The sequence below is a fragment of the Kitasatospora sp. NPDC058965 genome, from assembly GCF_042741245.1.
Classification (GTDB): Bacteria; Actinomycetota; Actinomycetes; order Streptomycetales; family Streptomycetaceae; genus Kitasatospora.
Genome location: NZ_JBHYKG010000027.1, coordinates 1 through 20874, shown reverse-complemented (window position 1 = coordinate 20874; position 20874 = coordinate 1). Strand labels below are relative to the sequence as shown.

General features: G+C 74.6%; 16 protein-coding genes and 2 pseudogenes. 6 read left to right on the top strand and 12 right to left on the bottom strand.

Translation table 11 applies throughout. The features are described 5' to 3' along the window. Positions 1–39 precede the first annotated feature (39 nt). The gene (locus tag ACFW1A_RS07435; protein WP_380405711.1) at positions 40–1818 is read left to right on the top strand and encodes a ricin-type beta-trefoil lectin domain protein; all 1779 of its coding nucleotides are present in this window, start codon (positions 40–42) and stop codon (positions 1816–1818) included. Between the two features lie 72 nt (positions 1819–1890). On the opposite strand, the pseudogene def reads toward ACFW1A_RS07435, so the two are convergent. The 8 genes and pseudogenes from def to ACFW1A_RS07395 form a co-directional block, all read right to left on the bottom strand. Next, positions 1891–2427: pseudogene (def, locus tag ACFW1A_RS07430) on the bottom strand (peptide deformylase); the annotation flags it as partial. 143 nt (positions 2428–2570) lie between these two features. After that, on the bottom strand, positions 2571–3560 hold the full coding sequence (locus ACFW1A_RS07425) for a tetratricopeptide repeat protein (RefSeq protein ID WP_380405708.1): 990 nt from the start codon (positions 3558–3560) through the stop codon (positions 2571–2573). 177 nt (positions 3561–3737) lie between these two features. Next, complete coding sequence (locus ACFW1A_RS07420; protein ID WP_380405705.1) at positions 3738–5219, bottom strand: HD-GYP domain-containing protein; 1482 nt, start codon at positions 5217–5219, stop codon at positions 3738–3740. Then, positions 5216–6604, bottom strand: a complete 1389-nt coding sequence (locus ACFW1A_RS07415) for an HD-GYP domain-containing protein (protein WP_380405702.1) — start codon at positions 6602–6604, stop codon at positions 5216–5218. The genes ACFW1A_RS07420 and ACFW1A_RS07415 overlap by 4 nt, the downstream gene beginning before the upstream one ends. A 328-nt stretch (positions 6605–6932) precedes the next feature. Further along, positions 6933–7286: a mycothiol system anti-sigma-R factor gene (gene rsrA, locus ACFW1A_RS07410; RefSeq protein WP_380405699.1), complete on the bottom strand. Its 354-nt coding sequence runs from the start codon at positions 7284–7286 to the stop codon at positions 6933–6935. Further along, complete coding sequence (locus tag ACFW1A_RS07405) at positions 7283–8182, bottom strand: sigma-70 family RNA polymerase sigma factor (RefSeq protein ID WP_380405697.1); 900 nt, start codon at positions 8180–8182, stop codon at positions 7283–7285. Before ACFW1A_RS07405 ends, rsrA begins: the two co-directional genes overlap by 4 nt. 100 nt (positions 8183–8282) lie before the next feature. Continuing rightward, positions 8283–8927 carry an alpha/beta family hydrolase gene (locus ACFW1A_RS07400; RefSeq protein WP_380405771.1) on the bottom strand — a complete coding sequence of 215 codons (645 nt, stop codon included), beginning with the start codon at positions 8925–8927 and terminating at the stop codon, positions 8283–8285. After that, complete coding sequence (locus ACFW1A_RS07395; protein ID WP_380405694.1) at positions 8921–9679, bottom strand: SOS response-associated peptidase; 759 nt, start codon at positions 9677–9679, stop codon at positions 8921–8923. Before ACFW1A_RS07395 ends, ACFW1A_RS07400 begins: the two co-directional genes overlap by 7 nt. Before the next feature lie 91 nt (positions 9680–9770). Here ACFW1A_RS07395 and ACFW1A_RS07390 point away from each other — a divergent pair, with 91 nt between their 5' ends. From ACFW1A_RS07390 to hisN, 5 genes are all read left to right on the top strand, one after another. Continuing rightward, positions 9771–10481, top strand: a complete 711-nt coding sequence (locus ACFW1A_RS07390; protein ID WP_380405691.1) for a M50 family metallopeptidase — start codon at positions 9771–9773, stop codon at positions 10479–10481. Between the two features lie 97 nt (positions 10482–10578). Then, positions 10579–11904 carry a 3-phosphoshikimate 1-carboxyvinyltransferase gene (aroA, locus tag ACFW1A_RS07385; RefSeq protein WP_380405688.1) on the top strand — a complete coding sequence of 442 codons (1326 nt, stop codon included), beginning with the start codon at positions 10579–10581 and terminating at the stop codon, positions 11902–11904. Between the two features lie 17 nt (positions 11905–11921). After that, positions 11922–12977, top strand: coding sequence for a ribosome small subunit-dependent GTPase A (rsgA, locus tag ACFW1A_RS07380; protein ID WP_380405685.1), 1056 nt, complete (start codon positions 11922–11924; stop codon positions 12975–12977). A 73-nt stretch (positions 12978–13050) separates the two neighbouring features. Further along, positions 13051–13374, top strand: a complete 324-nt coding sequence (locus ACFW1A_RS07375) for a DMT family transporter (RefSeq protein ID WP_380405682.1) — start codon at positions 13051–13053, stop codon at positions 13372–13374. A gap of 43 nt (positions 13375–13417) precedes the next feature. Continuing rightward, a complete protein-coding gene (hisN, locus tag ACFW1A_RS07370) occupies positions 13418–14215 on the top strand; it encodes a histidinol-phosphatase (RefSeq protein ID WP_380405679.1) in 798 nt (265 codons plus the stop codon). A gap of 51 nt (positions 14216–14266) precedes the next feature. On the opposite strand, the gene ACFW1A_RS07365 is transcribed toward hisN, so the two are convergent. The 4 genes and pseudogenes from ACFW1A_RS07365 to ACFW1A_RS07350 all read right to left on the bottom strand — a co-directional run. Next, complete coding sequence (locus ACFW1A_RS07365) at positions 14267–16201, bottom strand: tetratricopeptide repeat protein (RefSeq protein WP_380405675.1); 1935 nt, start codon at positions 16199–16201, stop codon at positions 14267–14269. Positions 16202–16525: 324 nt separating this feature from the next. After that, the gene (locus tag ACFW1A_RS07360) at positions 16526–18565 is read right to left on the bottom strand and encodes a glycosyl hydrolase family 18 protein (RefSeq protein WP_380405672.1); all 2040 of its coding nucleotides are present in this window, start codon (positions 18563–18565) and stop codon (positions 16526–16528) included. Positions 18566–18634: 69 nt separating this feature from the next. Next, positions 18635–20233: a chitinase gene (locus ACFW1A_RS07355; RefSeq protein WP_380405669.1), complete on the bottom strand. Its 1599-nt coding sequence runs from the start codon at positions 20231–20233 to the stop codon at positions 18635–18637. 268 nt (positions 20234–20501) lie between these two features. After that, positions 20502–20874: pseudogene (locus tag ACFW1A_RS07350) on the bottom strand (transcriptional regulator); the annotation flags it as partial.

Below are 20874 nucleotides of genomic sequence, written 5' to 3'. Positions count from 1 at the left end.
CACCGCAGTTCCGGTACCAACCAAGAGGGAGAGCACCACATGGGGGGATCCATCCGCGTCCGGCCGCGCTCGCTGCGCACCCTGACGCACCGTCTGCTGGCGACCGCCGCGGTCGGCGCACTGGGCCTCGGGGGCGTCGGGCTCGTGCAGGCCGCGCCGGCCGCGGCGCAGAGCGCCGTCGTCCCGGGGGACATCGACGGCGACGGCAATCCGGACATCGTGCTGCCCGACCCCTCGGGCAACGGCAACCTGATCGCCGTCAGCACCGGCGCCGGGAGCACGTTCCAGCCGCGGGTCGTCTCGACCGCGGCTGCCAGCCCCGAGCACGACAGCTGGCGCAACTACCGGATCGCGCACTACGGCAGCCTGACCGGCAGCGGACCTGACGACCTGTTCGCGCTGAACCTCGTCTCGCACAAGCTGTACAGCTACCGCAACGACGCGGCCTCGGGCGGCACCGCGGGCCAGTTCACCAACCCCGCCGGGGTCGGCCAGCTGGCCCGGCCCGCCTGCAACACGGCCGGCCTCCGCTGCGGCTTCTACGCCGCGGACTGGAGCGGGGCCGATCAGATCGTCGCCGGTCCCGGGCACAACGGCGGCACCGGGCCGACGCTGATCGACAACGAGGCCGGCGCGATCTACTCGTTCGGCTGGACCGGCAGCGGCCTCTCCCCCGCGGTCAACATCGGCGCCGTCCGTGGCTCCGCCCTGATGGTGGCGAACGTCGGCGGCGCCCCCACCCTGTGGGCCGGTGACGAAATCAGTGGGGTCCTCTACACGAAGCAGCTGTCCTACGACGCGGCCGGACTGCCGACCGGCGACTTCGCCGAAGAGCCCACGCCGATGTGGCAGACCGTGCGGGACACCGCCACCGGGGCCTGGATGGGGGCCACCCCGGTCGACAGCACCAGCGGGAGCCAGGTGCAGTACCTGCACGTCGACCCGTTCGCCAACGCCTGGGCGTTCGGCAGCGACGGCACGGTGCGGGCCCTGGGCAAGTGTCTGGACGCCACCGGCAACGGCACCGCCAACGGCACCAAGCTGGAGCTCTGGGACTGCAACGGCGGTGCCAACCAGCAGTGGAGCAACGGCGCCAACGGCTCGCTGTTCAACCCGGTGTCCGGCCGCTGCATGGACAACCCCTACGGCGCCAACACGCCCGGCACCCAGCTGCAGCTCTGGGACTGCAACGGCGGCGCCAACCAGCGCTGGTTCGGCCAGTCCAACAACGGACCGGTGACCTCGCCGTACCTGCCGGTGAGCGCGATCGCGGAGACCGTCTCGACGTTCTACGCCCCCGGTGACACCACCAACGGCAACCCCGACCTCTACACCCTCAGCCCGGGCGGGATCCTGCGGGAGTACCCGGGCGCCCCGGCCGCGTTCGGCTCCGCCCAGTTCGGTGCCCCGTCGACGCTCTCGCTGATCCGCCCCGGCCACGTCCGGATCCAGTCGGCCGACCTGGCCAACAAGTGCGTGGACTCCCCGTGGGGCTTCAGCTCGATCGGCACCGCGACCAACCTGTTCGACTGCACCGGCGGTTCCAACCAGGTCTGGACCCTGGCCCCCGACCTGTCGGTCCAGATGGGCTCGCACTGCGTGTCCTCCAACGACGCCGTGGGCAACCCGCTCTTCCTGGACCGCTGCCGCGGCGACCAGCGCCAGCGCTGGGTCGGCAACCCGAACGGCGCGTTCCAGCTGCCGGCCGGCCCGTGCATGACCGACCCGAACGGCAGCACCGCGAACCCGGTCCAGCTCCAGCTCGCGACCTGCACCGGCGCCGTCGGCCAGAAGTGGACCCTCACCTCGGCCACCTGATCCGCCGCACCGCCCGCACACGCGTCAGGGCCGCCACCCCGTGCGGGGTGGCGGCCCTGACGCCGTGCCGGACTAGGCGTTCGGGACCGTGGCGTACTTCGGCGTGCCCTCGGCCATCTGGCGCAGCGCGTCCTTGCGGTCGCGCTTGGAGAGCCGGTCGATGTAGAGGTAGCCGTTCAGGTGGTCGGTCTCGTGCTGCAGGCAGCGGGCGAAGAAGCCGGTGCCCTCGACCCGGACCGGGTTGCCGTCCTTGTCCTGGCCGGTGACCACGGCGAAGTCCGGCCGGGGCAGCTCGGCGTAGGCGCCGGGCACCGACAGGCAGCCCTCGTTGCCGTCGTCCAGGGTGCGCCGGTCCACCGGCAGCTCCTCCAGCACCGGGTTGATCACGTGCCCGACGTGCCGCACGTTCTGGTCGTCCGGGCAGTCGTAGACGAACACCTTGGCGTCCACGCCGATCTGGTTGGCCGCCAGGCCGACGCCCTCGGCCGCGTACATCGAGACGAACATGTCGTCGATCAGCGCGGCCAGCTCGCCGTCGAACGCGGTGACCGTCCGGCACTCGCGGTGCAGCACCGGGTTGCCCACCACCGTGATCGGCCGGGCGGTGCCCTTGCTGGTGTCGGGCTCCTCACCGATCACCCGGACCGGCTCGGCCGGCTCCTGGTGCTCGTGGGTGTGCTCGTCGTGCTGCTCGGCCATCTGTCCGCTCCTGTAGTGCGCCGGTGGGCTAACCGTCCAAGCCTAAGGGGCGCTCAGCAGACCTCTTCCACGTCCCGGTAGGCCCGGGTGCTCGGCGCCGCCGCCACCCACCGGTCCAGCAGCAGTCGGACCAGGCCGGCCGGGGCGGCGATGCCGCACTCCCGCTCGGTCTGCCAGGCGGAGCCGCCGCTGCCGTGGCTCAGGTGGCTGAGGTGGCCGGGGTGCGCCGCGTCGCCGTCGTCGTGCGGGTCGTGGTGCACGGTGCGGCCGTCGTCGGTCACCATCCGGCTCTCCGAACAGGCCCGGCAGAGCAGTCGGACCGACGAGGTCCAGTCCTCGGCCGCGTAGCCGGCCTCGGCCACCAGCCGCTCCAGCGCGTCCCGGTCCGCCTCGGTCGCCGCCTGCAGCAGCACCACGTAGGTCGGCACCGGCGAGGGCGCCCACAGCTCGATCTCGTCGAAGACGGGGTAGGCGGTGCCGCCGGCCACCCGCTCGCCGTGCGGGGCGCCGTCGTGCAGCACCACCTCGCCCCAGCGGCGGCCGGAGGAGGGCAGCGGGATGGAGAGCACCTCCACCCGGGCCGGGTCCAGCCGGCGGCCCCAGACCACCTCGGACTCGCCCTCCGGGGAGAGCCGCACCGGGGTGGTGCCCAGGTCCAGCCGGACCGGGCCGTCGGCCACGGCGCCCGTCCCGCCCGGCAGCCGCAGGCCGTACGCCTGCCAGGCCCGGCGGGCCAGCGGCCAGTCCTGCAGCGCGGTGGCGGTGATGCCCAGGTTCCACCAGTCGGGTGCGCCGTGGTCGCGGTCGAGCAGGGCGACCGCGCGCAGGCCGGCCACCCGGGCCTGTTCCCAGTCCCGGCGGAACTTGTGCAGCAGGGCCAGGTTGAACCAGGAGTCGGAGAGCCAGGGTTCCAGGTCGGCGGCCATCACCAGCAGCGCTCCGGCGTCCTCGTACCGCCCGTCGCCGATCAGCGTGAAGGCCCGGTCGGTCGTCTGCCGCCAGGTGGCGGACGGCCGGTGCCGTGCCCGGTGGAAGATCTTCACGTTGCCCTGCCGCCTGTCCGCTCGGTTCCGCTGAATCCTGCTGGGGCCGGTCCGCCTCCCCGTTGCCGAGCCGGGAGCCCGGGGCCCCGGTTCGGGTAGTTCCACGCTACGACCGCATCCAACCACGGCTGCCGCCGGGCGCGCTCACTGCACAGGGGTTCATCCCTGCACAGCGGTTCATCCGCCTTCGGCCCTGGCCACCGTGCACGGCCCGCGCCCCTGGGCCCGCACCCGCTCCAGCGCCGCCACCACCACCGGGTCGTAGCTGCGCCCGCACTCGGCCCGCAGGGCGGCCAGCACCGCGGCGGCGCCGTCCGTCACCCCGCACAGGTCCTCGTGCGCGTTGGCCACCCGGATGATCCGGGCCGCCAGCGGCAGCGTGCGGTCCGTCCGGCCGTCGGGGCCGAGCAGCGGATCGGCCGACCGGGCCACCTGCTCGGCCACCGGCTCCGGCACCCCGGTGCACCGGATGACCTCGCTGCCCAGCCGGGCGATCCGCTGCTGCTCCTGCTCCGGCAGGGTGGCGGTGGCGCCGGCCGCGACGGGTTCGACCAGGGAGAGCTGGCCGATGTCGTGCATCAGCGCGGCGTACTCCAACAGGGCGAGCTCGTGGGCGCCCAGACCCAGTTCGCGGCCGAGCGCGCAGGCGGTGTCCGCCACCCGGCGGGCGTGGCCGGGCGCGGTGTAGCCGGCCACCTCGGTGGCCCGGGCCAGGCTGGCGATGGTCTGCCCGTAGGTCGCCCGCACCGCGGCCGCCCGCCGGAACGACGCCTGGGCCAGCAGCAGCGGCAGGCAGAAGACCGGCAGCGCCCACAGGCCCACCTCGCCGGCCGCCAGGCTCACCAGCATCCCGGTGGCGGCGATCGCGGAGCCGATCCCGGGCAGCGCGCGCAGCTCCTCCTCCAGCGCCGAGCCGAACCGCGCCCCGCTCCCCCGGTGCTGACAGGCCGCCAGCACCGCGTCGCACAGGCCGGCCAGTGCGGCCACCAGCACCAGGAAGACCCCGTAGGCCGGCCCGGCCAGCGGCAGCCGGTCCAGCGCGCCACTGGTGTAGAGCGGCTGGAAGAGCACCGCGGCGAAGCCGACCACCAGCAGCCGGCGGGCCGCGCCGTCCGCGTCGAACGCGCGGACCGGCCCGAACCGGTCGGCCCGCCGCCGGTGGCTGCGGCGCCCGCGCACCGGCCGGTCGGGCCGGACCCGGCGCCGGTCCGCCGCCGCGCGCGCGTGCGGGTGCCCGCCGACCGGGGTGCGCCGCGGGCGCGGCACCGAGCCGTCCCGCTCCGGCGCCCGGCCGCGGAGCCGGGCGAGCAGGTCCGGCGCCACCGCCCGCAACAGGGTGCCGGCGGCCAGCCCGGCGCCGACCACGGCCACCACCTGCAGCGCCCCGTGCTGGGTGGGCAGTCCGCGCAACGGCCCGAGCAGTGCGTAGGCCAGCCCGGCGGCCGCACCCAGCGGTGCCTGCTCGCGCCCGTCCGGACGCCGGATCCGGACCGCCTCACCCACCGTGACCAGCGCCGCGAAGCCGGCCGCCACCACCGGCTCGGCCACCGGACCGGTGACCACCGCGGCCACCGCGGCCGCCAGCAGCAGCAGCGCGGCGGCCCGCACCGCCGCGGCCCCGCCCGGACCACCGCCCGGGCGGACCACCGCCGCCCTCATCTGGCACCGCCCGCGGCGAGCCGCGGCGGCGGCTCCGGCACCCCGAGCGGGATGTCCGGCACCGCTTCCTCGCCCTCGGCCGGCGGCAGCACCGGCTGCCAGCCGTGCCGGGCCACCGCCGCGACCAGCGCCTCCACCATCGCCGGGTCGAACTGGCTGCCGGCGCACCGGCGCAGCTCGGCCACCGCCTCGGCGACCGGGCGGCCGCGCCGGTAGGAACGGGTGGAGGTCATCGAGTCGAAGGCGTCGGCCACCGCGATGATCCGGGCGAACTCCGGGATCCGCTCGCCGGCCAGGCCGTGCGGGTAGCCGCGGCCGTCCAGCCGCTCGTGGTGGTGCAGGATCCCGGCGTGCGCCTCGCCGAGGAAGTCGATGCCGCGCACCAGCTCGTGCCCGTACTCGGGGTGCACCTCGACGGCCCGGCGCTCGGCCTCGGTCAGGGGACCGTTTCTGCGCAACAGTTCGGTCGCCACCCCGAGCTTGCCCACGTCGTGCAGGGTGCCGGCGAAGTGCAGCGTGCGCAGCCGCTCGCCGGCCATGCCGAGCTGACCGGCGATCAGCACCGAGGCCCGGCCGACCCGTTCGCTGTGCCCGCGGGTGTAGGCGTCCTTGATCTCCACCGCCTGCACCAGCGCCTCCACGGTGGCCCGGTGCGCCGCCCGCTCCCGGTGCCCCTGGGCGAAGACCCAGGCCGAGATGGACAGCGGCAGCAGCGCCAGCACCGCGGCGAAGGCGCCGTACGGTCCCTGCCAGAGCACCGCCATCATCAGCCCGCCGAGCGCGTGCACCAGCGCCGGCAGGCCGAGCACGCTGCGCGCGCCGCGGGCCAGTTCGGACAGCGGGGTGCGCTCGGCCAGCACCCGCACGCCCGCCACCAGCACCCCGTTGACCAGGCAGAAGGCGAGCACCGCGGCCAGCGCCGGGGCCAGCGCCACCGGGTAGCGGGCGCCCAGCAGCAGCCGCGGGCCGTGCAGCGCGCCGAACAGCACCGCGGCCGTCCAGGCGGACAGCGCGAACTGGGCCGCGTTCCAAGCCCGGCGCAGCAGCGGCGGCCCGCCCGCGGCACCGCCGGTCAGCGCGGCCGGCAGCGCCACCAGCGCGGCGGCGCCCGGCGGCAGCATCAGCACCCCGGCGTAGAGCACCGGCAGGAAGGTGTTGGCACTGGGCCGGATCACCCCGACCGGCTCGGCGACCGGGCGGGGCACCCGGACCAGCCGGGCCCGGACCCGGCGCACCGCGCGCAGGCAGGGGCTGGGCACGCCCTGGGCGACCGACTCCCAGCAGGCGTGCAGGAAGGCGAGCAGCGCGACCCTGGGCCAGTCGACCGACCCGGTCCAGCTCGGCCGGCCCGGCAGCAGGCAGCAACAGCCGGCGGCGACCAGCACCAGCACCACGTAGCCGCGGGCCGGGGCGGTCAGCCGCGCGCCGCCCGACCGGCCGTCGGGGGCGGTCCGCTCGGCGGCCGTCCGTTCCGGGAGCGCGTGGCCCCCACGATCGACAGCGATCTCAGCCTCCCCACCTCGCCCGGGCTCGTCAGAGGAGGATAGGCCTCAACTCCCGGGCTGGGAGCCGCCATCACGCGATACCCGGCCGTGCCCGGCACACACTCACCCGATCGAGTGACTTGAGCGAACTGACGGCGCGTCATGCGGGCCGTGCGCACATGCGACAGGGGCCCGGGAGCGAACTCCCGGGCCCCTGTGCGAAGCCGTCCTACTCGGCGGGCGAGACCACCGGGCCGGCGGCCAGCAGACCGGTCCCGCCGTGCGCGGCGCCCGGGTCCACCTCCACCACCGGCTCGGTGCTGCGCTGGCCAGCCCGGATGCTGTCGATCCGGGCCAGCACCTTGCTGCGCAGGTCCGACGGGGTGTCGTCACAGCCGCAGGAACGCTTGATCAGCGCCTTGATGGCCTGCTCCAACCCGTACTTCTCCAGGCAGGGCGAGCACTCGTCAAGGTGCTGGCGCAGCTTGGCGCAGTCGCCTTCCGGCATCTCGTTGTCGAGGAACTCGTAGAGGTGGTCGAGCACCTCGCCGCAGTCCGTGGCGTGCGGGTCTCCGCAGCTCATGAGCCGGTGCCTTTCGCCTCGCGCCCAGCCCCGCTGCCGGCCGGAACCAGCCCGCGCTCGCGGGCGTAGTCCTCCAGCATGCCCCGCAACTGGCGGCGGCCTCGGTGCAGCCGGGACATCACCGTACCGATGGGGGTCCCCATGATGTCGGCGATCTCCTTGTATGCAAAGCCCTCGACGTCCGCGAGGTAGACCGCGATGCGGAACTCCTCCGGGATCGCCTGCAGGGCGTCCTTCACGTCACTGTCCGGCAGGTGGTCGAGCGCCTGGGTCTCGGCCGAGCGCAGACCGGTCGACATGTGCGACTCGGCCCGGGCCAGCTGCCAGTCCTCGATCTCCTCGGCGGCGGTGCGCTGCGGCTCCCGCTGCTTCTTGCGGTACGAGTTGATGAAGGTGTTGGTCAGGATGCGGTACAGCCAGGCCTTCAGGTTGGTGCCCTCGCGGAACTGGTGGAAGGAGGCGTACGCCTTCGCGAAGGCCTCCTGCAACAGGTCCTCGGCATCGGCCGGGTTGCGGGTCATCCGCAGTGCGGCCGAATACATCGGGTCCAGATAGCCCAGGGCGTCGCGCTCGAAGCGCGCCCGGCGCGCCTCCTCGGTCTCCTCGGCGGAGACCCGGAAGGTGTCCTCGCCGATCGCCTCCGCCAGCTCCTCACCGGTCAGCGGCGTGTCGCCCGGGAGCTCGTCCCCGTCCAGGCCCACGTGCGGCTCGTCCTCGGTCGCGGCGACCGGACCCACCTCCTCGCTGCTGCGGGCACGGCTCACCGCGAGCCCGCCCGGAAGCGAGGATATCGGGCCCTCGGGCTTCTCGCCCGCGACGAGCCACTCCGACCACGGGACGAAGGCGCTCTCGGCGCTCCGCTCCTCCGGCCGCTCGGGGCAAGCGATCGAACCCATGTGCGCTGCCTTTCCGCTGGAGCACTTCCTGACGGAAGGGTTAACCCGGCCGACCGCCCCGGCATTCCCGGGCCCAGCACGGATTCCCCCGGTCCGCCACTCAGCCGGTCCCGGCCAGCCAGTCGGCCACCGCGCCGGTGATCAGCGCCAGCACCCCGGACTGATCGATCGGCGCGGACTTCGGCACCTTGAACCCGTGTCCGGCGGCCGGGACCGGCACCAGCCGGTGTCCGGCGGGCAGCTCGGGGAACTCCGCCGGGGTGCCGAAGGTGTCCGCCCCGCCCTGCACCACCAGCGTGGGCAGGCCGCTGTCCAGCAGCTCCGCGGCCCGGGAGCGCTCCGGCTTCCCCGGCGGGTGCAGCGGGAAGGCCAGCGCCAGCACGGCCACCGCACCGCTGGCGGCCCCGGTCCGGCAGGCCACCCGGGCGCCGGCGCTGCGGCCGCCGACCACCAGCGGCAGCCCCTCGCCGGCCAGCCGCTCGACCACCGGCAGCCAGCCGGCGTCCAAGGTCTTCGGGGCCGGGGCCAGCTTCCGGCCCGCCACCCGCCAGGGCTGCTCGACCAGGGCCACGCTCACCCCGTGCCCGGGCAGCGCGGCGGCCAGCGCGGCCAGGTCCGGGGCCTCGATGCCGCCGCCCGCGCCGTGCCCGAGGGCCAGCAGCAGGCGCGGCTCGGCGGCCCGGTGCCAGTTGATCGCGGCCGGCCCGGCCGGGGTCTCCACCAGGGTCCGACGGTCCGTCACCAGAACAGCGCCCCCTCCATGTCGGGGGTGACCCGCTCGGTCAGCCCGGGGTGGTTGTTGCGGATGCTGCCCACCGCACTGGCCACCGGGGTGACCGCGAGCAGGCCGGGCCGCGGCGGGACCAGCAGCGCGCGGGCCTCCTCCGCATTGTCCAGCCCCGGGTCCAGCCAGGCGGCGAACGACTCGGGCTGCAGGAAGAGCGGCATCCGGTGGTGGATCGGCGCCAGCAGGTCCTCGGCCCCGGTGGTCACGATCGTGCAGGTGACCAGCCAGCCCGCCGGGTGGTCGGCCGGGTGGCCGCGGTCCCGCCAGAACTCGTACAGGCCGGCCAGGGCCAGCGGCGCCCCGTCCACCCGGTGCACGAAGTGCGGGACCTTGCGCGGCCGGCCCCGGCCGCCGACCGGCTCGACGGTCTGCCACTCGTAGTAGCCGTCCACCGGGAGCAGGCAGCGGCGGGCGGCGAAGGCCTGCCGGTAGGCGGGCTTCTCGTGCACCGTGTCGGCCCGGGCGTTGATCATCTTGACCGCGGTCGCCGGCGAGTCCGACCAGGCCGGCACCAGGCCCCAGCGCAGCCGCCGCAGCTGGCGCACCGGCGCGCCGCCGCCCTTCGGCACCCGCTCCAGCACCGCCAGCACCGGATCGGTCGGCGCCACGTTCCAACTGGGCGCCAGGGTCTCCTCCGGGTCCCACTGGGCGACCCCGAAGAGCTCGACGATGTCCTCCGGCCGGGTGCTCGCCGCGAATCGACCACACATGCGGCCACCCTATGCAACCGGCGGCTACCGCCGGGACGTCTCGGCATGGGAGGCTGCCCACCCCCCGCCCGCCCGACCCAGGGAACTCGCGATGAACCACAGTCTCGACCAGCTCTGGCAGCAGGCCGTCGGCACCCAGCCCGACCCGCCGCACTGGCTGGTGCTGGCCTGCGCCGGCGCCGCCCTGCTCGCGGTGCTGCCGCACCCGGTCTGGCGGCTGAGCCGCAACGTGGTGACGCTGGCGCACGAGGGCGGGCACGCGCTGGTCGCGCTGCTCACCGGTCGGCGGCTGGCCGGGATCCGGCTGCACTCGGACACCTCGGGACTGACCGTCTCGGCCGGGCGCCCCACCGGGCCCGGCATGATCCTCACGGCGGCGGCCGGCTACACCGCCCCCTCGCTGCTCGGCCTCGGCGGCGCCGCGCTGCTGGCCGCCGGCCGGATCACCGCCCTGCTCTGGATAGCCATCGTGCTGCTGGTCGGCATGCTGGTGATGATCCGCAACGCCTTCGGGCTGCTCTCGGTGGTGCTCACCGGCGCCGCCTTCTTCGCGGTCTCCTGGTTCGGCAGCGCCCAGCTGCAGGCCTGCTTCGCCTTCCTCGGGGTCTGGTTCCTGCTGCTGGCCGGGGTGCGCCCAGTGGTCGAGCTGCAGCGCAAGCGGCACCGCGGCGGTGCGCGCGACTCGGACGCCGACCAGCTGGCCCGGCTCACCGGGGTGGCCGCGCTGCTCTGGGTGGCGCTCTTCGCGGTGGTCGCGCTGGCCTGCCTGGTGATCGGCAGCAGCTGGCTGCTGGCCGGCTAACGGGCCTCCCGGACCGGCGGACGCCCCTGCGCGGCCGGGCCGTCCACCCCTCGGCCGGGTGGGCCGCATCCCAGGCCACCGCACCTAGACTGGCCGCATGACCGACACCCTGTGGCCCGCACCGGTTGCGACCGGCGCCGTCGACGCGACTGTCACCATTCCTGGTTCCAAGTCCGTCACCAACCGCGCGCTGATCCTGGCCGCGCTGGCCGGCGAGCCCAGTTGGGTGCGCCGCCCGCTGCGCAGCCGCGACTCCCAGCTGATGGCGGACGGCCTGCGGGCCCTGGGCGTGGGCATCGAGGAGCAGGTCAACAACTCCAGCGGCGGCACCGGCGGCGGCGAGGCCTGGCGGGTCATCCCGGCCAAGCAGCTCGCCGGCCCGGCCCGGGTCGACGTCGGCAACGCCGGCACCGTGATGCGCTTCCTGCCCCCGCTGGCCGTGCTGGCCGACGGTCCGGTGCACTTCGACGGCGACCCGCGCAGCCACGAGCGCCCGCAGCACGGCGTGATCGACTCGCTGCGCGCGCTCGGCGCCCGGATCGAGGACGGCGGGCGCGGCGGCTTCCCGCTGACCGTGCACGGCACCGGCGCGCTGGACGGCGGCGTGGTGGAGCTGGACGCCTCCGCCTCCTCCCAGTTCGTCAGCGCGCTGCTGCTCTCCGGCGCCCGCTACAACCAGGGCGTCGAGGTCCGCAACACCGGCGGCCCGGTGCCCTCGCTGCCGCACATCCGGATGACGGTCGACATGCTGCGCCTCGCCGGGGTCCAGGTGGACGCGCCCGAGGACGGCGGCGAGCCGGACGTCTGGCGGGTCACTCCGGGCGCGCTGCTCGGCCGCGACCTGGTGGTCGAGCCGGACCTGTCCAACGCCGCCCCGTTCTTCGCCGCCGCCCTGGTGACGGCCGGTCGGGTGACCGTGCGGGACTGGCCCCGGCACACCACCCAGCCGGGCGACCAGCTGCGCGAGATCTTCGGGCGGATGGGCGGCCGGGCCGAGTTCACCGACGACGGCCTGCGCTTCACCGGCACCGGCGCGGTGCACGGCATCGAGGCCGACCTGCACGACGTGGGCGAGCTCGCCCCGGTGATCGCCGCGGTCGCCGCGCTGGCCGACTCCGAGTCCCACCTGTACGGCATCGCCCACCTGCGGCTGCACGAGACCGACCGGCTGGCCGCGCTGGCCAAGGAGATCAACGAGCTGGGCGGCGACGTCTCCGAGACCGCCGACGGCCTGCGGATCCGCCCGCGCGCGCTGCACGGCGGCGTCTTCCACACCTACGAGGACCACCGGCTGGCCACCGCCGCCGCGGTGCTCGGCCTGGTGGTGCCCGGCGTCGAGGTGGAGAACGTGGCCACCACCGCCAAGACGCTGCCGGACTTCCCGCTGATGTGGGACCAACTGCTCGGCCGGGCGGCCGGCTGAGCGGGGGTAGCAGCACCATGCGCCGTTACGGCAAGGACGCCGACGAGGACGACATCCGCAACCGCCCGGCCCGCCGGGGCTCCCGGCCGCGGACCCGGATCCGCCCCAAGCACGAGGACGCCGCCGAGGCGATGGTGCTGACCGTCGACCGCGGCCGGCTGACCTGCCTGGTCGAGGCCGGCACCAAGCGGGAGCGCCAGGTCCTGGCCATGAAGGCCCGCGAACTCGGCCGCAAGGGCGTGGTGGTGGGCGACACCGTCAGCCTGGTCGGCGACCTGTCCGGGGAGCCGGACACGCTGGCCCGGATCGTCCGGGTCGAGGAGCGCACCTCGGTGCTGCGCCGCACCGCGGACGACGACGACCCGTACGAGCGGATCGTGGTGGCCAACGCCGACCAGCTGGCGATCGTCATCGCGCTGGCCAACCCGGAGCCGCGCCCGCGGCTGGTCGACCGCTGCCTGGTGGCCGCCTACGACGCCGGCATGGAACCGCTCCTGGTGCTCACCAAGTCCGACCTGGCCCCGGCCGAGCCGCTGCTGGAGGCGTACGCCCCGCTCGGCATCCAGTACGTGGTCACCCGCCGGGACGAGCTGGCCACCGCCGGCGCCGAGGAGGTGCGCGCGCACCTGCGCGGGCTGTCCACCGTCTTCATCGGGCACTCCGGGGTCGGCAAGACCACCCTGGTGAACGCCCTGGTGCCGGAGCGCCAGCGGACCACCGGCCACGTCAACGCGGTGACCGGGCGCGGCCGGCACACCACCGTCTCGGCGCTGGCGCTGCGGCTGCCCCCGCCGCCGGGGGCCAAGCCCGGCTCGAAGAAGGCGCTGGACCCGGGCTGGGTGATCGACACCCCCGGCTTCCGCTCCTTCGGCCTGTCGCACATCGACCCGTCCCGGGTGATCCTCGCCTTCCCCGACCTGGAGCCGGGCACCGCGGACTGCCCGCGCGCCTGCAGCCACGACGAGCCGGACTGCGCGCTGGACGCCTGGGTGGCGGACGGCCACGCCGAGCCGGCCCGGCTGCACTCGCTGCGCCGCCTGCTCGCCGCCCGGGAGCCGCGCGAGGGGGACTGACGGCCTCCCAGGTGTCGGGCGCCCGCCGATTGGTGATCATAGGAGGACGGGCGAGCTCGACACAGGAGGCGCAGTGGCCTGGTTCATGGTGGTCCTCGCGGGTCTGCTGGAGACCGGATTCGCCGTCAACCTCAAGCTCAGCCACGGATTCACCCGGCTGGGGCCGACCATCGCCTTCGCCTTCTTCGCGCTGAGCAGCTTCGGGCTGCTCACCCTCTCGCTCAAGCAGCTGCCGGTGGGCAGCGCGTACGCGGTGTGGACCGGGATCGGCGCGGCGGGCACCGCGATCTACGGGATGGTCTGGCTGGGCGAGTCCACCTCGGTGCTCAAGCTGGTCTCGGTCAGCCTGGTGATCGCCGGTGTGGTGGGCCTCCAGCTCAGCGGGTCCGGTCACTGAACGCTGCGGTGGGCGGGGGCGTCCGGACGGTACTGTTCGACCCATGGCCGACTACCACGATGACCTCCGCCTCGCCCACGTGCTCGCCGACTCGGCCGACTCGGTCACCCTGGACCGCTTCCGGGCGCTGGACCTGGCGATCGAGACCAAGCCCGACCTGACGCCGGTCTCGGACGCCGACAAGGCCGCCGAGGAGCTGGTGCGCGGGGTGCTGCAGCGGGCCCGGCCGCGCGACGCCGTGATGGGCGAGGAGTTCGGCCTGGTCGGCTCGGGTCCCCGGCGCTGGGTGATCGACCCGATCGACGGGACCAAGAACTACATCCGCGGGGTGCCGGTCTGGGCCACCCTGATCGCCCTGCTGGAGGTCGGCCCGGACGGGACGGAGCAGCCGGTGGTCGGCATCGTCTCCGCACCGGCGCTGCAGCGGCGCTGGTGGGCGGCCAAGGACCTGGGCGCCTACGCCGGGCGCAGCCTGGCCAAGGCGAGCCGGATCCACGTCTCCCAGGTCTCCCGGATCGAGGACGCCTCGTTCTCCTACTCCTCGCTCTCCGGCTGGGAGGAGCGCGGCCGGCTCGACCCGTTCCTGGACCTGACCCGGGCCTGCTGGCGGACCCGGGCCTACGGCGACTTCTGGTCCTACATGATGGTGGCCGAGGGCGCGGTGGACGTCGCCGCCGAGCCGGAGCTGAGCCTGTGGGACATGGCCGCCCCGTGCATCGTGGTGCAGGAGGCCGGCGGCCGGTTCACCGGGCTGGACGGCATCGACGGCCCCAGCGGCGCCGACGCGGTGGCCTCCAACGGCCTGCTGCACGAGGAGGCGCTGCGCCGGCTGAGCGTCTGACGCACCGGCAGGGCCGGCCGACCGCCCGACGCACCGTCGGGCGACGGCCCGTCAGGCGGTCATCTCCGGGTGCATCGCGTCCAGCAGCCGCCCGGCCCGCTCGGCCACCTCGGGCGGGCCGTAGTCCGCGGCCCGGCGGCACCAGTTCTCCGCCTGCACCGGCTCGCCGCGGCGCAGCGCGAGCAGCGCCAGCCGCAGCGCGGCCCGGCCGTGGCCGGCGTCGGCGGCCCGGGTGTACCAGAGCATCGCCTCCGGCTCGCGCTCCTGGCGGGCCAGCAGCAGGCCGAGGTTGAAGGCGGCGCTGCGGCTGCCGGTCTCGGCGGCCCGCCGGTACCAGCTCTCCGCGATCTCCAGCGCGCCGCGCTCGGCGGCCCGCACGCCCATCCGCACCTGGGCCCGGCCGTGCCCGGCGTCGGCCGCCACCGCGTACCAGTGCTCGGCCTGCTCGGGCGCGTCCTGCCGGCGGTCCAGCAGCGCGGCGAGCCGGAACGCGCCCTCGGCCGAACCGGCCTCGGCGGCCTGCCGGTAGCGCTCCAGCGCCGCGCCCTGGTCGCCGCGCTGCTCCTTGGCCACGGCGAGCTGCAGGGCGGCCTCGCCGTGCCCCTCGGCGGCGGCCCGGGCGTACCACTCCTGGGCCTGCTGCTGCTCGCCGCGGCCCGCGTGCAGGATGCCGAGGTTGAAGGCGCCGTCCACGCTGCCGGCCTCGGCGGCCTTGGAGAACCAGGGCTCGGCCCCGGCCTCGTCGCCGCGCTGCAGCAGCACCACGGCCAGCGCGTTGCAGGCCTCACGGTGCCCGGCGTAGGCGGCCCGGCGGTACCACTGCTCGGCCTGCGCCTCGCGCCCGGTGGAGGCGCACAGCAGGCCGAGGTTGAACGCGCCGTTGTGGTCCCCGGCCTCCAGCGCCGCCCGGTACCAGCGCTCGGCGTCCCGGTCCTCGCCGCGGCCGGCGTGCAGCGCACCCAGGGCGTTGGCGGCGTTGCCGTCGCCGGCCTCGGCCGCCTCCTGCCACCACTGGGCGGCGGCCGGCAGGTCGCCGCTGTCGCGCAGCAGGAAGCCCAGCGCGCAGGCGGCCCGGGGCTCGCCGTTCTGGGCGGACTGGCGGTACCAGCGGGCCGCCTCCTCGCGGCCGCCGCGCTCCTCGACCAGCACGCCCAGCCGCAGCGCCGCGCGGGCGTGGCTGCGCACCGCGGCGGTGCGGTACCAGGTCTCGGCGCTGTCCTTGTCGCCGACCGCCTCGCGCATCCGGGCCAGCCGGTAGGCGGCCTCCCGGTGGCCGGCGTCGGCGGCCAGCCGGAACCAGCGCTCGGCGCGCACGTCGCGCCGGTGCTCCATCAGGTCGCCGAGCGCGTAGGCGCCCAGCGCGTGCCCCTGCTCGGCGGCGAAGTGCAGCCAGTACTCGGCGGACTCCTCGTCGCCGTGGTCGCGCAGGTGCAGGCCGAGGGCGTGCGCGGCGGGCGCGCTGCCGGCCACCGCGGCCTGGCGCCACCACTGGCCGGCCTCCGAGCGGTGGCCGCGCTGGTGCAGCAGCACGCCGAGGTTGTTGGCGGCGGCCCGCACCCCCGCGGCGGCGGCCCGGCGCAGATACGGTTCGGCGTCGTCCAGATCGCCGCGGCGCAGCAGCAGCGCGCCCAGCCGGCTGGCCGCGCCGAGGTCGCCGCCGTCGGCGGCGGCACGGTAGCGGCCCTCCAGTGCGGCGGACTCGCGGGCCGCCAGCTCGCTCTCGAAGCCGTCGCCGTCAGCCGCGCCGGTCTCGCAGGCGGCCTCGGAGGGTGCGGCGGCCGACGCCGGGCCGGCGGGTTCGGGCACGGCCGGCACGGCGGACGGCGCCGGGTAGCGGCCGCCCAACTGCGGGACCGGCACCGGCTCCAGGCTCTCCGGGCCGTAGCCGGGGCGGGCCGCGGCGCCGCCCAGTCCGCGCTGGGCGGGCACGGGTGCGGTGCTGGCGGCGGTGTCGACGCCCGGCTGCTGCTTGCCGATCAGCTTCATGCCGACTCCCGCTCCCCCCGAGTGTCGTGGCATCCCGCGGGGACGCGCGTAGGCCCACGGCCCGTCAGCAGCCGCGCCCCGTCCCCCATCTGGTCCATCGTCGCATCACCCGAACACCCGCGTACACCTGCCCGCGCGATTTTGCCGGGCCGGACCGAAGCCGGCGGAGATAGCTTCAGCGCTTTGTCGATTTCCCGACACTTGCGCCTCACAAACCCCGGTGGCGCAAGGGATGCAGCGAACGTGGCCCCATAGTAGCGGAGGCGGTGCCACCGCTTATGGGTGGCACCGCCCCGTGCTGGTGCGGAATCAGCTCGCGCAGGCTCAGCCGACGCTGATGTCGTCCGCGTAGTAGGTCCCCTGGCCGTACCAGCCGTGCACCCAGACGGTCACCGAGGTGACCGCGGCGCCGGTGGTGAACTTGGTCGACAGCTGCGACCAGTTGGGGCCGGAGGTCCAGGTCGAGGTGTCCGCGCCGGAGCCGGTCACCCCGAGGTAGGTGTAGTTGCCCTGCACCCAGCCGGACAGGGTGTAGGTGGTGTTCGGCTTGACCGTGACGGTCTGCGAGCACTGGGCGTCGTCACTGCTGCTGGCAGCGCCCGCCAGGGCGTGCGAGCCGGAGTGCACCGGGCTGCTCACCACCGAGCCCAGGTTGCCGGTGCAGGTCCACGGGGAGAGGCTGCCGGACTCGAAGCCGCCGTTCACCACCGGGCCGCCGGACGGGCCGGTCGGGGTGGGCGTCGGGGTCGGGGTCGGCGTGGGGGTCGGGGTGGGCGTGGGGGTCGGGGTGGGCGTCGGCGTGGGAGTCGGCGTCGGGGTGGGCGTGGGAGTGGGCGTCGGGGTGGGCGAGCCGGTCGGCGGCGCCGGGCAGTTGCCCGCCGAGCCGTTGGTGTCGTTCACCACCGCGTTGAACAGCGTGGCCGCCGGGTCCAGGTCGTAGAGCGAGAACATCATCGTCCCGCCCATGCCGTTGCAGTGCAGGTAGTCGGCCTTGGCCTGGATCGACTGCAGGTCCTCGCCGGACCAGAAGTTGGTGCCGTCGTAGAACCACGCGGACTGCGCGAGCGGGTCCCAGAAGGTGTCGGCGGCGTTGTCCACCACGCCGGACAGCTCCTTGTACATCCGGGTGCCCGCCACGTTGCCCGAGTCGGGTGCGCCGGGCGCGGGTGCGCTGGCGGGCTGGAACAGGCCGTGGTTGCTGCCCGCCGCCACCCCGGTCCAGCCGCGGTAGTAGAACGGCACGCCCATGTTGAGCTTGGCGGCCGGGAAGCCGCCCGGGATGCCGTACTGCGAGTCACCGACGGTGTAGGCCTTCATCGCCTCGTCGATGGAGTACTTGCTGGTGCCCGGGGCGATCGGGTTGGACGGGTCGGCCGGGTTGTCGTAGAGCGGCGACTGGTGGTTGGTCGGGCCGGTCGCCTCCCAACCGCCGTGCATGTCGTAGGTCATCGGGTCGCCGAAGGTCAGGTACTGGCCGATCTTGTCCGTCTCGACGGACTTGATCTTGTCCTGGCCGGCCGGCAGCGCCGCCGACAGCGAGTAGGTCTTGCCGTCCGCGGCACCCTGGGTGTTCAGCTCGGACCGGAACTCGGCCAGCAGCGCGGTGAAGTTCTGCTTGTCCGCCGGCGAGGAGTGGTTGCCGGTGTGGCCGCCGCCGCCCGGGTACTCCCAGTCGATGTCGAAGCCGTCGAAGATCCCCTTGCCGGTGCCGGCGCCGCCGTAGCCGCCCTGCGAGGGCAGGTTGCCCTTGATGAACATGTCGATGCAGGAGGAGACGAACTTCTTCCGCGACGCGTCGGTGGCCGCCGCGTCGGAGAAGTACTTGGAGTACGTCCAACCACCCAGGCTGAGGACCACCTTGAGGTTCGGGTACTTGGCCTTCAGCTCCTGCAACTGGTGGAAGTTGCCGGCGATCGGCTGGTTCCAGGTGTCGGTGGAGTTGTCCACCGAGTTGCCGTTGGCGAAGGTCTTGCCGTAGTCGGCGAACGAGTCGCCGGCCCCGTCGCCCGCGTTCGGGTTGTTCTCGTCCTGCGAGGCGGCCGAGTTGGCCTCGAAGCAGGTCAGGTTGGTCGGGTCGATGTTCTCGAAGTCGTAGATCAGGGTGGTGAGCTTGCTCGCCTCACCGGTGGTGTCCACGTTCTTCAGGTAGAACGCGTTCTGGTAGACCGCCCACTGGTCGTAGTAGGCGACCTTCATGCCGCCCGAGGTGGCGGGCGCGCCGGTGGTGTTCGCCGGGGCCGCGGCGGGCGTCGCCGTGGTCTGGGTGGCCTGGGCGTGGGCCATGCCCAGCACCGACAGGGCGCCGCCCAGCAGGAGGCCGGCCGCGGAGGTCACCGCCCAGGCGGATCGACTGGTTCTGCGCATGCGGTTGTCTTCTCTCTGTCGTGGGGGTTGAGAGACTGCGCTGCGGGGTGTGGGGCCCCGCGGTTCCGGTCAGGGCATCGCGTGCAGGTGGCCGCCGACCGAAGTCGCGATGGAACTGCCGTTGCTGGCGTCCCAGTTGGTGGACCAGGTCATCGCACCGCCGATGCCGGGCCACTTGGTGGTGGGCTTGAAGGAGCCGCAGTTGGTGCCGCTCGCCAGGCAGTCCAGCGCCGCGTTCACCACACCGGGCGAGACGTACCCGCCGCCCGCCGCGCTGCCCGAGGCCGGCACGCCCAGGCCCACCTGGCCCGGCGCCAGGCCGCCCTGGAGCTGGATGCAGGCCAGCGCGGTGAGGAAGTTCTCGGTGCCCTCGGAGTAGACGTTGCCGTCGCAGCCGTTCATCGAACCCGAGTTGTAGTACTGCATGTTGACGATGGTCAGGACGTCCTTGACGGCCAGCGCCAGCTTGAAGTACTCCATGCCGGTGGACTGCATGTCGATGGTCTGCGGCGCCATGGTGAGCACGAAGCCGCTGCCGACCTTGGCCGCCAGGCTGTGCAGCGCCTGCGCCATGTAGGTGGAGTTGACCCCGTTCTCCAGGTCGATGTCGATCCCGTCGAACCCGTACTTCTGGATGACCGCGTAGGCGCTGTTGGCGAAGTTGGCCGCGGAGGCGGAGTCGCTGACCGAGATGGTCCCGTTCTGGCCGCCGACCGAGACGATCACCTTCTTGCCGGCCGCGTGCTTGGCGGCGATGTCCGCCTCGAACTGGGCGTCGGTGTAGCCGCCCAGCTTGCTCGACAGGGTGCCGTCCAGCGCGAAGTCGATCGCGCCCGGCGTGCCGGTCGCGTTCGCGAAGGCAACCGCGATGATGTCGTAGGCCGCGTTGACGTCGCTGATCCGCTGGTCGGTGGCGCCGTTGTCGAAGTCCTGCCAGTAGCCCGTGAGCAGGTGCTTGGCCGGGCCCGTGGGGGTGGGCGAGGTCGGCGGCGGCGAGGTGGGCGGCTGGGTGGTCGGGGGCTGCGTCGTCGGGGGCTGGGTCGTGGGCGGCGCGGTGGTCGGCGGCGCGGTGGTCGGCGGCGGGGTGGTGGGCGGCGGGGGCAGGGTGCTGCCCGAGCCCGGGCCGCTGAGCACCAGGTCGTCGGCGCCGTAGGCACCGGTGCCGTACCAACCGTGCAGGTAGACCGTCACGCTGGTGGTGCTCGGCCCGGTGGTGAAGCTGGTGGTCAGCTGATTCCAGGCGGCGTTGGTGCTCCAGGTGGAGGTGTCCGTGCCGCCGGTGCCGCTGTCCCCCAGGTAGACGTAGTTGCCCTGGACCCAACCGCTCAGCGTGTAGTTCGAGTTGGGCCGCACCGAGACCTGCTGGGTGCACTGCGCGTTGTCGCTGCCGACCGGGGTCGCCTGCAGCGCGTGGCTGCCGCTGTGCACGGGGCTGGAGACCACCGCGCCGGAGTTGGCGGTACAGCTCCAGCCCTGCAGGCTGCCGGCCTCGAAGCCGGGGTTCTGCAGCAGGTTGACCACGTCGGCATTGGCGTCGCCGGTGGCGGCGAGCAGCAGGCTGCCGCTCGCGACCACGGCCAGCGCGGCGGCCGAGGCCACCACCGCACGGGCGCCGGGCCGCGCCGCGCGGGCGGGTCTGGGCTGGGTCACTCTGGTCGCACGATGCACGTTCTGCTCCTTGGATCGTCGCCGGGCGGCGAGTGGGGGCGATGGGGAGCCTGTGGGGGAGGCGCGCACTGCGCCGTCGGCGCGCACTGCTCCGCTCGTGCCGACGGCGGACTCAGAGTGGACTAGACCAAATAGCCGGTCAAGAGGATCAGAGCGGCCGCCCGGGGCGGTCCGGGCCGGACCGCGGAACGGACTTGACGGAGCATCACACCACTCGGCATCGTGGCCGGTCAGCCGCCGGGGGCGGGGCGGCACGGGCACCGGACCGTCAGCCGGATTCCATCCGCGGTCCATCCAGCGCCCGCCCGAACGCGGCGGTCAGCGCGGGGATCCGGTAACGGCCCCCCGGGGTCGGCACCGCCAGGCCGTACTCGGCCAGCAGCTCCAGCAACTCCTCCGGGGAGCACGATACTTCGTCAACTCCCCCGGGGTGCGCGGCGGCCAGCCCGGCGAACAGGGCCAGCGCCGCGGGGCCGCCCCGCGCCCGGGCCAGCCGCTGCCGCGCGGAGTCCAGCGCCGCGGCCGGGCCCCGCCCGCCCGGGCTGAGCTCCGCCAGCCGGGCGTGCTCGTCGGCGAGCCGGGCGGCCAGCGCGGCCGGCCCCCGCCCGGGGTGCGCGGCCAGCCGGGCCGCCGCCGCGCGC

Excerpts from the sequence above, each read along its gene's own strand:
- ACFW1A_RS07420 (WP_380405705.1), bottom strand. The coding sequence starts at position 5,219 with ATGAGGGCGGCGGTGGTCCGCCCGGGCGGTGGTCCGGGCGGGGCCGCG.
- ACFW1A_RS07435 (WP_380405711.1), top strand. The coding sequence starts at position 40 with ATGGGGGGATCCATCCGCGTCCGGCCGCGCTCGCTGCGCACCCTGACG.
- hisN (WP_380405679.1), top strand. The coding sequence starts at position 13,418 with ATGGCCGACTACCACGATGACCTCCGCCTCGCCCACGTGCTCGCCGAC.
- rsrA (WP_380405699.1), bottom strand. The coding sequence starts at position 7,286 with ATGAGCTGCGGAGACCCGCACGCCACGGACTGCGGCGAGGTGCTCGAC.
- ACFW1A_RS07365 (WP_380405675.1), bottom strand. The coding sequence starts at position 16,201 with ATGAAGCTGATCGGCAAGCAGCAGCCGGGCGTCGACACCGCCGCCAGC.
- rsgA (WP_380405685.1), top strand. The coding sequence starts at position 11,922 with ATGCGCCGTTACGGCAAGGACGCCGACGAGGACGACATCCGCAACCGC.
- aroA (WP_380405688.1), top strand. The coding sequence starts at position 10,579 with ATGACCGACACCCTGTGGCCCGCACCGGTTGCGACCGGCGCCGTCGAC.
- ACFW1A_RS07395 (WP_380405694.1), bottom strand. The coding sequence starts at position 9,679 with ATGTGTGGTCGATTCGCGGCGAGCACCCGGCCGGAGGACATCGTCGAG.
- ACFW1A_RS07390 (WP_380405691.1), top strand. The coding sequence starts at position 9,771 with ATGAACCACAGTCTCGACCAGCTCTGGCAGCAGGCCGTCGGCACCCAG.
- ACFW1A_RS07405 (WP_380405697.1), bottom strand. The coding sequence starts at position 8,182 with ATGGGTTCGATCGCTTGCCCCGAGCGGCCGGAGGAGCGGAGCGCCGAG.
- ACFW1A_RS07360 (WP_380405672.1), bottom strand. The coding sequence starts at position 18,565 with ATGCGCAGAACCAGTCGATCCGCCTGGGCGGTGACCTCCGCGGCCGGC.